Here is a 13570-nt window from a genome sequence, read left to right on the forward strand (position 1 = left end):
TTATTACGCACCTAACATATCTTGAATGTCTGACTTTAATACGTCAGCTTTCGGACCATATACCGCTTGTACACCTTTATCTTTTACAATAAGCCCTAAAGCACCATTTTGTTTCCACTGTGCTTCTGGTGCAACAACATCTAAGTCTTTTACTGTTACACGTAAGCGTGTCATACAAGCATCTACGTCAGCAATATTTTCTTTTCCACCTAATAAATCGATAACTTTTGTTGCTAATGAACCGTCTTGTACATTTCCTGTTCCTTCTGATGCCTCATCTTCATTATCAATATAGTTACCTGCACGCCCTGGTGTTGGTAAATTGAATTTTTTAATTAAGAAATTAAATAGTGTAAAGTTAAGACCGAAGAACACTAATGAAACAATAACAAAGTTGATTAAGTCTCTTGTTAAACCTGCATTAACCATCATTGGTGTACGAGTAATTAACTCAATAAATCCAAATGCATGAACACGTAAGTTAATTAAATCAGCTAGCGCGAATGCAAGTCCTGTTGTAATAGCATATACAACATATAATACTGGAGCAATAAACATGAACATGAATTCAATTGGTTCTGTTACACCTGTTAAGAATACTGCTAATGCTGCTGATAAAAACATTGGTTTATATTTTGCACGCTTTTCTTTATCAACGTTACGGAACATCGCAAATGCAATCCCCATTAACGCTGCTGTTGAGCCGATAACTTGTCCAGCTTTGAAACGAGCTGGTACAACGTTATTTAATAAATCGTTATATGCCTTCGTATCTCCATTTGCTAGTAAATTATTTAAATCTGTAATCCATGCAAGCCATAATGGATCTTGTCCTGCTACAACTTGTCCAACTTTTGAACCAGTTAACATCGTATATGTTCCGCCTAGCTCTGTATAGTTCATCGGAATCGTTAACATATGGTGTAAACCAAATGGTAATAATAAACGCTCTAACGTTCCATATACAAACGGTGCAACAACTGGTGCGCTATCTTTTGAAGCTGCAATCCAGCGACCAAATTCATTTAACCCACTTTGGATGAATGGCCATAGAAGTGATAATACAATCGCAGTAACTGTAGACCAAAGAATTACAACGAATGGTACAAATCGTTTTCCATTAAAGAATGCTAATGCCTGTGGCAGTTTATTATAGTTATAATATTTGTTATATAAAGTAGCTCCTAAGAAACCTGTGATGATCCCTACGAACACTCCCATGTTTAATGCAGGTGCACCAAGTACAGAAGTAAAGTAATCTTTTACAATTAAATCTCCCGCTATTACTGAAGAAACTTTCGCTTTTGAATCCGCTAACATTTCAGCGTTTACGCCAAATATAGCTCCTGTAATTCGGTTTGTTAAGACGAATGCTAATAGCGCTGCAAATGCACCACCCGCGCGATCTTTCGCCCAAGATCCCCCAATTGCTACTGCGAATAAGATGTGTAGATTTGTAATGATTGCCCAACCGATGTCTTCCATTACGCGAGCGATTGTATGAACTGCGTTAACATCCCCAGCAGACATACCAATTAACTTACCGATGGAAATCATTAAACCAGCTGCTGGCATTACGGCTACAACAACTAATAAAGCTTTCCCGAACTTTTGCCAAAAATCAAAAGACGTAATTTTCATCTGTTCTTCCTCCCCTTTATTTATAACAACATAATGATTTAAATTATAATTTCTGTCCCTTTTATGAAAACGATTCCTCATATCATTTTTCTTTTTACGCAACCGTTTTCATAAATCTATTTTAATAAAAGCGTTTTCACTTTGCAATAGAAATTTATTTTTTTTCATAAAAAAAGATGCTCAAAGAGCATCCTTTTTTATTATGAAATGCGATAAACCCTTGTTTCATAAGGTTTTAAAGCAATTGTTGTTACTTCTTCATGTTCCGCAACTTCATAGTTATTTAAAAGCAAACGTTTGCGTTCTAGTGCAAATGAACCCTCATTATACACAGCTTCCTCTTTTGAGATATTACTAATTACAATGACTTTTTCATCCTGTAACGTACGTGTATATGCATAAATTTGTGGATCGTCTTCTAAAAGTAAATCGTACGTACCATAGTTCAGTACATCGTGCTCTTTTTTCAGGGCAATCATTTTCTTATAGAAATTGAAAATAGACTTTTCTTCATTTTTTTGCTTCTCAACATTAATTTCTTTGTAATTTGGATTCATGCTAAACCAAGGTGTACTTGTTGTGAAACCAGCATTCATCTCATCATTCCACTGCATAGGTGTACGTGAATTATCGCGGCAAGAAGCCCATATAATCTCCATCATATCTTGATGTGGTACGCCCTCTGCAATTTTCTCGCGATATAAATTTTTAATTGCTACATCATCGTAATCTTCAATATTTGGTAACTGAACATTTGTCATACCAATTTCTTGTCCTTGATAAATAAACGGTGTACCGTGCATAAAGAAATACATCGCTCCTAGAGCTGTTGCACTTTCACGCCAATATTGTTTATCATCTCCCCATGTTGAAACGATACGTGGTTTATCGTGATTCTCAATATATAAAGCGTTCCATCCTTTATTTTCTAATCCTTTTTGCCATTTCGTTAATACTTTTTTCAATCCTACAACATCAAGGTCTTTCTTCTTCTCTGCATCCCATAAACTTAAATGTTCAAACTGGAATACCATATTGAACTTACCTTGCTCTTCTCCAACCCAAAGCTCAGCATCTTCAATCTTAACGCCATTTGCTTCACCAACAGTCATAATATCGTACTTAGAGAATGTATTTTCTTTTAGCTCTTCTAATAAAGGTTGAATACCTTTTACATTCATATGTTTATCAAAAGATGGCACATATTTTAACTCTTTTGGATTTGGCATATCCTTGAGACCTTCTTCTTTTTTAATATGACTAATCGCATCAACGCGGAAACCATCAATACCTTTATCAAGCCACCAATTAACTGTATCGTATAATACTTCGCGAACTTCTTTATTCTCCCAGTTTAAATCTGGTTGTTTACGCGAGAATAAGTGTAAATAATATTGTCCTGTTACTTCATCATATTCCCATGCCGAACCATTAAAAATACTTTCCCAGTTGTTTGGTTCCGCACCATCTTTACCATCATGCCAAATATACCAATCACGCTTCGGATTGTCTTTAGATGAACGAGACTCAATAAACCATGGATGTTCATCACTTGTATGATTAATAACTAAATCAATAATAAGCTTCATATCACGCTTATGAACTTCATCTAGTAAAGCATCAAAGTCTTCCATCGTACCAAACTCATCCATGATATCTTGATAATCACTAATGTCATAACCATTATCATCATTAGGTGACTTATACATTGGGCAAATCCAAATTACATCTATACCTAAATCTTTTAAATAATCCAGTTTCGCAATAATACCTTGTAAATCTCCAATACCATCTCCATTTGAATCCATAAAGCTACGTGGATAAATTTGATAAGCAACTGCTTCTTTCCACCATGTCTTATTCATAGTCCTTCTCTCCTTTTGCATCCCATCGGAATTTTATGCAAACGTTTTCGTAACACTATCATAACAAAATATGAACAGTTTGCAACTGTTTTCATTGAACTCTATGTAGATTCTTTATTCTTATGCTTTATTTATTTCTCACAAGAGCAAATCTCATTCCTCATCAGCTCTTGTCCACGCACGCGAACGTCGTATACCATTTCGATTAAGAAGCGGACATCATAGTTACGATAATTTTTCTCTTTTGTATCCCTCCTTTTCATATGTAAAAAGGTATACAATAAAAAATCATCCAATATGCCGTTACCTCGCAGCATGTTGGATGATTCAAATTGATTTTCTATATCGTTTCAAATTCTTGCTCCTACTCATAAACTTTTACTTATAGATTAATTGTATTTCGTATCATTTTCATGCAATGAATGTAATTTAATATTTGGAAATTTATCTTTTTCAATACCGCTATTATAAGAAACAGGAACTTGAAATTCGAATTGCTTTGTCTCGTGTTTTTGCAAATAGACTGGTTTCGGTACCGGATAACTTTTTGAATTTTCGTTTGCATTATCATATAAAACAACTTTTAATGCTTGTGAATGACTACGATAATTTTTTAAAGTAACGATGCACTTTCGTTCGATATCCTCTCCATTTTTCTCCACTCTACACTGGCTATCATCTTTTTTATATTCTATGGCTTCTACACCTGTTTTTCCTGCGTAGTACCATGTTTTATTCAATGTCTGGAGGATGTTATTTAAAATAAACGGCATCATTAAAATCAAAATACTAGTACCTACTACTTTTATCTTATTCATTTTTCTAAATGTACTAGACTCCTTTTTTCCTAGCCATTTTAAAAATAATATAAATGCAATTACATGTAGTATGAAAGAAACAATCAATATATTTGAGACTTTATAATCCATATAAACATACGTATGTATCGGAACCCTATAGACGTTGAATAGTTTTTCCCCAATTAATTCATTATCATTTGGAATTTTTAATAATAATAAAACCCCTATACTGTAACAAATAGCTACTAATCGATCATACTCAATGCGAATCATTCCTTCTCCCCTTTACTTTGTTTTTTATTATCGATTTTAGCTATTATTACCATACTATACAATCTTTTTATAGCGGATAACGTAAAAAAGTCCCTTATAAATATATAAAGAACCTTATTAATATACCGTATGAATTAAAAATCAATATACAATTTTCACATAGAGATTTCTTCAAAATATGTTGGATCATGTATTGTAATTTTTTTATCTAAAATTGTAACAATGCTATCATTTTTTAATTGTTTTAATACACCGCTAACTGTCTCTCGAGATGTTCCAGATATTTTGGATATTTCAATTGTTGTAAGTGGACATGAAATTACAATCTTTTCCCCACTCTGTTCTCCTAAATCCTGCATTAAATAATTTAACGTTTGGATAACACGATCTTGTGCATTAGGAATTGTAATATTTTGCACTCGATTTTCGTTCAATTTTAATATAGATGATAATTGCTGAACAACGTACATCAATTGCGTTCTGCTGGATTTTACCATATCTTCAAAGATTACCGTTGGAATATAATATACCTCCACATCCGTCATTGCTTCTGCTGTATAGTTATATCCTCTGTCTGTAAACATACCACCATAAGGAAAAATAGAATACCGCTTTACATAGTCATCGTATAATAAGTTCCCATTTTGATTAACCCGCTCTAACTTTACAAAACCATCTAACATGAAGTAAATTCTTTCCCTTGAATCCCCTTCTAAAAATAAAAATTGACCTTTTTTATAAGTTCGCCAATAAACAAACTCTGTTAACCCTTTCAATTTTTTTTCTGTTAAATGAGCAAATAATTCGAACTGCTTTAAGTCTTTCACTACGTTCCGTCTATTCATAAAATTCCCTCTCTCTTGCTGTATGTTGGAGCGAAAAATCAAGAAAGCGTATTCAATTTGAATTTTATCATAATTAACTTATATATTCAGATTTCATCATGAAAACTTTATGAACAATGAGCACAAAAAATATTAATAAATAAAAAGAATGAAGTTACTAACTCCATTCTTTTTTACTACTAAGTAGCGTACATAATAATTTAAACATACATGCATACATTCTGTTTTGAAATAATAGTACCAGCTTTTTCTTCTAGTGCTTCATATACTTTTTCTAAAGACGTAATAATCGTTTTTCTTTTTGGATTTGTATTAACAAAATTAATAGCAGCTTCAATTTTTGGAAGCATGCTTCCCGCAGCAAATTGTTGTTCTTCAATATATTCTTCTAATTGATTCACTGTGACATGCTCTAATTTTTTTTGATTCGGTTGATTATAATTTACATACACATGATCAACTGCAGTCAAAATAACGAGCGTATCAGCATCTACTAATTCTGCTAATTTCTGCGCAGCGAAATCTTTATCGATAACCGCTTCAGTTCCTTCTAACCCTTCTTCAGAATCAATTACTGGAATTCCACCTCCGCCAACAGCTATCACTATGTTTCCATCTTCGACCAAAGAATTAATAACTTTATGTTCATGAATACTTACAGGCTTCGGTGATGGAACAACACGTCTCCATCCTCTACCAGCATCTTCTTTAAACACTGCTTTTGTTTCATCCATTAATCTTCTGGCCTCTTCTTCTGTATAAAAAGGACCAATTGGTTTAGTTGGATTTCTAAATGCCTCATCTTTTTTATCCACAACAACGCGTGTTATAACCGTTGCTACGTCTTTATTTATATTCCGCTTTTTCAATGCCTTTTCAATCGCATTTTCCATCCAATATCCAATCATCCCTTGGCTCATTGCCCCACAAGTATCTAATGGCATTGCAGGTGTCTTTTCCGTTTCTGCAGCTTTTTGCTGTAATAAAATATTCCCCACTTGTGGGCCATTTCCATGCGCAATTACTATATCCACATCATTTTCCATTATTTTCACAAGTTGTTCCGCCGTTTTTTCCAACGCTTCTTGCTGCGCTCCCGCAGTAGCTTCTCCAGACTGTATCGCATTTCCCCCTAGTGCAACTACAATTTTTCTTCGTACCATATTCCAGCCCTCCAGTTGATTTCGCTTTCACAGCGCTTTATAAAGTAATACTGCCTGTAATTAATCCATAAATCGCAAAGAATGCTAAAGCACCAATTACTACGGATGATGCTAATTCCACTCGAGTAAATATTTGCTTCGAACTCTTTTGCTTTTGAACATTGTAAAAAATAAAAATACCTGGCGCATATAAAGTCATTGTTAATAATAAATACTCTAAACCGGCTGCATAAACTAACCACACGCCATAAATACTTGCTATCAAGCCAATTATTATATTTTTATTTCGATCTGCTTCTTCAGACTTTAAGCTATGCTTCAGTTGATAAAATGCTGAAAAAGCATATGGGATTAAAATAGCTGAAGATGCTAAAGAGAATGCAAAGTTATACGCCTGATCAGAAACGACGAATGTTAACAAGAATATTTGTATTAAACCATTTGTTATCCATAATGAATTTACTGGAGCCTTATTTTTATTTTCTTTTGCGAACCATTTTGGAAATACTCCATCTTTAGCCGCTAAATATGGAATTTCAGAAGCGAGCAAAGTCCAACCTAACCAAGCACCTAATACAGAGATGACCAAACCTAAATTAATAAAGATAGCACCCCATTTTCCAACAACACTTTCAAATAAATAAGCCATAGCCGGATTTTTCAAACCTGCAATATCTACTTGCTGCATAAGTCCAAGAGACAATAATGTGATTAAAATGTAAATGACGAGTGTACCAATTAAGCCAATAACGGTTGCTTTCCCTACATCACTTCTATTTTTTGCTCGACTGGATAAAACAACAGCCCCTTCTACCCCAATAAATACCCATAAAGTTACAAGCATTGTACTTTTAACTTGGCTGCCAACTGCTCCCCATGAAAAAGAACCAGTTTGCCCCCAAAATCCATCTAAGAACGTATCAATATGAAACGCGAAGATTCCTATGACAATAAATACAAATACAGGTACTAATTTTGCGATTGTAGTTACTAAATTCACAAGGGCTGCTGATTGAACTCCACGTAAAATTAACATGTGAACACACCATAATAATACACTTGCACCAATAATAGACGCTACATTTTGCCCGCCTTCAAAGATCGGGAAGAAATATCCTAATGAAGAGAACAATAATGTACCGTAAGCTACATTCCCAAGCCAAGCAGATAGCCAGTATCCCCACGCACTATTAAATCCCATAAAATTACCAAACCCTGCTTTTGCATAGCTAAAAATACCACCATCTAAATCTGGTCGTTTTACAGTGAGATTTTGAAAAGATAATCCGAGTGCAATCATTCCAATTCCTGTTATAACCCAACCAATAATAATAGGTCCCGCACCAGCACCTTTTGCCATATCACTTGCTAAATTAAATGCTCCACCACCAATCATAGACCCTACTACAAGAGCCGTTAATGTAAACAATCCTAGTTTCTTATCTTCACCCATTCCACTCACCTCTCTTTAATTGCAATAACAATACAAAAGCAATAGTGAATGATAGTGTCTAAAGGAGGAGAAAGAAGAAAGGAAAACTCCCTTTCTTCTTTACTCCATGTTTCCTAAAGTAGCTGCCATAACCGCTTTAATTGTATGCATTCTATTTTCAGCTTGATCAAATACTTTTGAATGTTTACTGCGGAATACTTCGTCAGTTACCTCCATTTCTTTCAACCCATATTTCTCATAAACTTCTTCGCCATACATCGTTTCAACATCATGAAATGCAGGTAAACAATGTAAGAAAATCACGTTTTCATTCCCTGTTTCTTTAATCATTTTCATATTTACTTGATAAGGTTTCAATAACTCCACACGTTCAGCAAATTTTTCTTCTTCCCCCATAGACACCCATACATCTGTATAAATTACATCTGCATTCGCAACAGCTTCTTCCACATTACTTGTTATCATTACCTGTTCGTTATATTTTTTTGCTAAATCAATTACTTCTTGTGCAGGCCATAAAGATTCCGGTGTACAAATACGTACATCCATTCCAATGATTGCTCCACCAACTAGTAAACTATTAGCAACATTATTTCGTCCATCTCCAACATAAACGAGCTTCACATTTTTTAATTTTCCTATATGTTCTCTAATTGTTAATAAATCTGCTAGTGTTTGTGTTGGATGCCACATGTCTGTTAATCCATTCCAAACCGGCACACCAGAATTTTGTGCTAAAGATTCTACAGTTTCATGACTAAATCCACGAAACTCAATTCCGTCAAACATACGCCCTAACACTTTTGCTGTATCCTCTACAGATTCTTTTTTCCCAAGTTGAATATCACCTTTCCCTAAATATTCAGGATTTGCCCCTAAATCTGTACATGCTACTGTAAATGCACAACGCGTACGAGTAGAAGTTTTTTCAAATAAGAGCGCTACATTTTTACCTTCTAAATAATGATGCGGGATACCATTTTTCTTTTTCTCTTTTAATTCTGCTGCCAAATCTAGAAAATATAACAATTCTTCTTGTGTAAAATCTTTTTCTGCTAGAAAGCTTCTTCCTTTTAAATTTGGTCTAGTCATTAACATACTTCATCCCTACTTTCTCCGTTATTTATACTAAATATCTTTACGAACAATTGGCATACTCATGCAACGTGGACCCCCACGACCACGAGATAATTCCGAACTTAGCACCTCAATCACTTCTATACCATGTTCCCGTAATAACGTATTGGATACATAGTTGCGATCATATGTAACAACTACACCTGGCGCGATTGCTAATGTGTTCGAGCCATCATTCCATTGTTCACGAGCAGAAGCAATTACATCTCCTCCTCCACATGGAATAAGAACTAATTCACTTAAGCCTAATACCTCTTTTAATGCTTCCATTAAAGAAGTACGATGTGTAATTTTAAGAGTTTCCTCATCTGATCCTTTTTCTAAAATATAAATATTCATATTCCCTTTTGGCCCTTGAATGGCTGGGTGAATTGTAAACTTGTCATAATCAACCATTGTAAATACTGTATCTAGATGCATAAATGCTCGGCATTTTGGAATTTCTATTGCTAACACTTTCTTAATTTTATTTTGTCGGCTAAAGAGATTTTTAGCTAAACGTTCAATTGCTTTAGCTGAAGTACGAGCAGATACTCCAATCGCAATTGTTTCTTCATTTAAAATTAGCTCGTCGCCACCTTCAATTGGAAATTTATAATCACGATCTAACCAGATTGGTACAGTATGTTTTGCGAATCTTGGATGATATTTAATGATGTACTCCATGAACAATGATTCACGTCTACGCGCTGGTTCTCTCATCTTATTTATCGTTAAGCCATCGCCCACGCTAGCTGCTGGATCACGAGTAAAATATAAATTAGGCATTGGATCTAAGTAAAACGGATAGTGATCTTCCATTAATTCATATAAATGTGTCTTCTTACTTGTTTCAATTTCGTTTTTCCGTACACCGCCCATAATTTTTTGAATTAATTCTTCATTTGAAAAGGAAAGTAAATATTCTTTTAAAGTTTGATGTGCAACATTTACGTCGGCCTGTCCTTCTTTTAAAATACGATCAACAAATTCTTCTCGAAGTTTTTTATCTACTAACGCCTCAGCGGCTAGTTTTTCTAAATAAAGAACTTCAACACCCCGATTGCGTAACGTTTGTGCAAAATAATCATGCTCTTTTTGAATAATTGGTAAGTATGGAATATCGTCAAATAATAATTGCTGCAAATAATCTGGCGTCAAGTTTTCCACTTCTTTACCCGGTCGTTTTAATAAAACCGTTTGTAATTCCCCAATTTCTGAAGTAACATGTATCGGATGTTTCATTTGTTGTACCTCCTTTTAAATATGTTTGATGTCTTACAAGTACATAATAAATGCTCTGCACTTTCATCTTTGTGAAAGCATCCACATTATCATTGTGAAATATTAAACAAGTTATTTTTTTAAAATCATACGAATATGTATTTTTATAACAAACTATCTCACTTTCTCAATAAAAAATACATATATTACGCATATATGTTGAATATTTAACTTCCTTATTTAAACAAAAATCCTGTTTTAATTTTATTAAAAACAGGATTTTTGTATCTAAATAATTAAATTTAATCTTTCTTCTATAATCTCCCTATCTGATTTCGACTGTGAAATTATAAGGCATGTATCATTTCCACATATACATCCTATTTTTTCTTTCCAATCTAACTCATCAAATAAAACACCAATAACATGTGCATTACCAGGTAATGTTTTAATAACCATTAATTGATCTACACAATCAATTTTTACAACAACTTCTCGTAATTTTTTCTTTAACTTTATATCAGTTTGTAAATGCTCTTCTGAGAAAACTTTATATATCATTAATCCTTCTTGAGAAGGTACCTTCGTTAAGTTTAACTCACGAATATCGCGAGAAACCGTAGCTTGTGTTACTAATACACCTTTTTTTGCTAACAATTCTACTAATCTTTCTTGCTTATCTATTTCATACTCCTTTACAAATTGTTTAATTAACCGTTGTCTTTTTTCTTTTTTCATAAAAGACACCCCTTTTAATATTATAGCTCGCTATAATTTTCATCCGAAAGGGACAGAAAAGAATGTTGCGGAAACGTTCATAGTTTAACTGTAAATATTAAATCAAGCTAAATAAAAAAGAGAAGAACAGCATTCTGTTCTTCCTTTTACATTGAAAATCGTTCAATTGTTTGTTTCAAATCAGTTGCTTGCTTCTCTAAATCCTTTAATAATTGATCGATTACTATCATATTTTTAGACTGTTGTAGCGTCACACGCGCCACTTCTTGCGAACCAGCTGACGTTTCTTCAGCAATTGCTGCTACAGCTTTTGTTTGTGCTCCTGTTTGATGAATGTGGCTCACTTGTTCATTCATATAACTACTAATTTGCTGAGTTGCATCGGCTACTTCCATAACACTTGATGACATTTCTTTTAAAATTAATTCCGTAGCTTCCCCACGTTTCGCCTCTTCTTTAGCTATTTTCACTTGTTCTGTCATTTTCATTGCAACTTGTTGTACTTCATCTTGCATATTCCGTAATAACTGCGATATGTTTCTTGCAGAATGATCACTTTCATCAGCAAGTTTACGTACTTCTTCCGCAACAACCGCAAAACCTCTTCCATGCTCTCCTGCGCGAGCTGCCTCAATAGAAGCATTTAGTGCTAATAAATTCGTTTGGCTAGCAATCGCACTCACAACAGACACAATATGTTCTACTTGTTTCATTCGTTCTTCTAACTTCTGTACATTTTGCATTGAATCTTCATTTTCTTTTGCCAATGTTTGAATACCTTGAATTAAAGACGTAAAAACACGAGTACTATGCCCTAAAGCTTCAACCATTTCTGAAGACAATGTATCAGACTGCTTCGCTTTTTCTTCTACTTCACTTGCAATAGACGTCGTTGTATCAACAGCAGAAACAATTGCTTGAATTGATGCCGCTGATTGCTCAGCGCCTGAAGAAATCTCTGCAAGTGTCTCAGATACACCTTGCGCTTGTCTCGTTGCTTCGCCTGTTTGTTTTCTAATCTGCTGTACTTGATTATTTGTATACGAAAATGTTGTATCAATATTTTTTACCATGCCCCTTAAGTTTCCTAACATCATATTAAATGCAACACTTAAAGATTTAATTTCATCATCTGTCTTCGGTAATGGAACATCTTCACGAATATCACCCTCAGCTGCTTTTCTTGCCGCTTCCTCTAACTTGCGAAGTGGTTTAATTAAAAATACGGCTGCTCCATATGCTAAAATTCCAGACCATACTACCCCTAATAACATAACGATAATATTATATACAGTTTGACTTACATAACTTTGAAAATAATCGTATATCACGTAAATAAAAAATATACTTGTTGAATATGTAATAAAAGCTAAAACTGTAGTGAATAGCATAAGTTGTGTACGTAATCCAAAAGAAAATGTTTTCCTTTCTTTTTCCATCTTCCCTTTCCCCCTTTTTATAAGCAATATAAATACTACCTATATATTATTATCCATATTTTCATTATAGAAGGATATAGAGATTTTAAAAATATTATTTCTTTGAATATCAAATTGCACGAAAAAAATAAAGGATTCTGACAATTTATGACTAATAACAGAAATAAGGGGCAACATTTGTAAAATATATTTTTAACTGGGGGTTTTGTATGATTCAAGTTCGAAATCTAGTAAAATCATTCGGTTCACTTGATGTGTTAAAAGGAATTGATTTAGAAGTAAAAGAAAAAGAAGTTGTTGTTTTAATTGGTGCCAGTGGTTCTGGTAAAAGTACATTACTTCGCTGTCTTAACTTTTTAGAAATGTACGATGAAGGCGAAATTCACTTACAAGGTGAGCGAATTGATCCAAAACATTCAAATTTAAATAAAGTCCGTGAAAATGTCGGTATGGTTTTTCAGCACTTTAACCTCTTTCCTCATATGACCTCACTAGAAAACATCATAGAAGCACCTATTCACGTAAAAAAATTAGAGAAAGCAAATGCAAAGGATATTGGAACTCAATTTCTCCAAAAAGTCGGCCTTCAGGATAAAGCGGATGTAACTCCTCATCTTCTTTCAGGTGGCCAAAAACAGCGCGTTGCCATTGCACGAGCTCTTGCAATGAACCCTAAGATTATGCTATTTGATGAGCCTACCTCAGCTTTAGACCCTGAACTTGTTGGAGAAGTATTGCAAGTTATGAAAGAACTTGCTGAAGAAGGGATGACAATGGTTATTGTTACTCATGAAATGAATTTCGCAAGAGATGTAGCTGATCGCGTCATCTTTATGGATGATGGAAAGATTGTAGAAGATGCTCCGCCAGCACAATTCTTTTCAGCTCCATCACATGAACGGGCAAAACAATTTTTACGCAACGTTTTATAATGTAACTTCTGTTTCAAACGAAAAGGAATACATTCATACGGTGCACAACTAATCATCCAAATAAAATATTTCAATAACATA

At 34.1% G+C, this 13570-nt stretch carries 10 protein-coding genes and 2 pseudogenes; 1 reads left to right on the forward strand and 11 read right to left on the reverse strand.

Annotation, left to right across the window (positions count from 1 at the left end):
• Positions 1 to 3 precede the first annotated feature (3 nt).
• From ACTFRH_RS22845 to ACTFRH_RS22895, 11 genes and pseudogenes are all read right to left on the reverse strand, one after another.
• Positions 4 to 1641 carry a PTS transporter subunit IIBC gene (locus ACTFRH_RS22845; RefSeq protein WP_000705560.1) on the reverse strand — a complete coding sequence of 546 codons (1638 nt, stop codon included), beginning with the start codon at positions 1639 to 1641 and terminating at the stop codon, positions 4 to 6.
• 200 nt (positions 1642 to 1841) lie between these two features.
• Positions 1842 to 3506 carry a glycoside hydrolase family 13 protein gene (locus ACTFRH_RS22850; protein WP_001044745.1) on the reverse strand — a complete coding sequence of 555 codons (1665 nt, stop codon included), beginning with the start codon at positions 3504 to 3506 and terminating at the stop codon, positions 1842 to 1844.
• A 389-nt stretch (positions 3507 to 3895) separates the two neighbouring features.
• A complete protein-coding gene (locus ACTFRH_RS22855; RefSeq protein WP_000619197.1) occupies positions 3896 to 4579 on the reverse strand; it encodes a hypothetical protein in 684 nt (227 codons plus the stop codon).
• A gap of 155 nt (positions 4580 to 4734) precedes the next feature.
• Entirely contained in the window at positions 4735 to 5424 is a 690-nt protein-coding gene (locus tag ACTFRH_RS22860; RefSeq protein ID WP_001081904.1) for a Crp/Fnr family transcriptional regulator, read from the reverse strand.
• Between the two features lie 200 nt (positions 5425 to 5624).
• Entirely contained in the window at positions 5625 to 6587 is a 963-nt protein-coding gene (gene arcC / locus ACTFRH_RS22865; protein ID WP_000252340.1) for a carbamate kinase, read from the reverse strand.
• Positions 6588 to 6624: 37 nt separating this feature from the next.
• Positions 6625 to 8040, reverse strand: coding sequence for an arginine-ornithine antiporter (gene arcD / locus ACTFRH_RS22870; RefSeq protein WP_000503421.1), 1416 nt, complete (start codon positions 8038 to 8040; stop codon positions 6625 to 6627).
• Between the two features lie 99 nt (positions 8041 to 8139).
• Positions 8140 to 9138 (reverse strand): ornithine carbamoyltransferase, encoded by a 999-nt coding sequence (gene argF, locus ACTFRH_RS22875; RefSeq protein ID WP_000930301.1) that lies wholly within the window; start codon positions 9136 to 9138, stop codon positions 8140 to 8142.
• Between the two features lie 30 nt (positions 9139 to 9168).
• Positions 9169 to 10401 carry an arginine deiminase gene (gene arcA / locus ACTFRH_RS22880; RefSeq protein WP_000682334.1) on the reverse strand — a complete coding sequence of 411 codons (1233 nt, stop codon included), beginning with the start codon at positions 10399 to 10401 and terminating at the stop codon, positions 9169 to 9171.
• Positions 10402 to 10668: 267 nt separating this feature from the next.
• A complete protein-coding gene (argR, locus tag ACTFRH_RS22885) occupies positions 10669 to 11118 on the reverse strand; it encodes an arginine repressor (RefSeq protein ID WP_000711829.1) in 450 nt (149 codons plus the stop codon).
• A 146-nt stretch (positions 11119 to 11264) separates the two neighbouring features.
• Positions 11265 to 11837, reverse strand: a pseudogene (locus tag ACTFRH_RS22890) (methyl-accepting chemotaxis protein); the annotation flags it as partial.
• A 369-nt stretch (positions 11838 to 12206) separates the two neighbouring features.
• Positions 12207 to 12557, reverse strand: a pseudogene (locus ACTFRH_RS22895) (HAMP domain-containing protein); the annotation flags it as partial.
• A 209-nt stretch (positions 12558 to 12766) separates the two neighbouring features.
• On the opposite strand from ACTFRH_RS22895, the gene ACTFRH_RS22900 reads away from it, so the two are divergent.
• On the forward strand, positions 12767 to 13489 hold the full coding sequence (locus ACTFRH_RS22900) for an amino acid ABC transporter ATP-binding protein (RefSeq protein WP_000616922.1): 723 nt from the start codon (positions 12767 to 12769) through the stop codon (positions 13487 to 13489).
• Positions 13490 to 13570: the final 81 nt, after the last annotated feature.

The organism is Bacillus cereus group sp. MYBK216-1 (assembly GCF_051916495.1).
Taxonomy (GTDB): domain Bacteria; phylum Bacillota; class Bacilli; order Bacillales; family Bacillaceae_G; genus Bacillus_A; species Bacillus_A thuringiensis_K.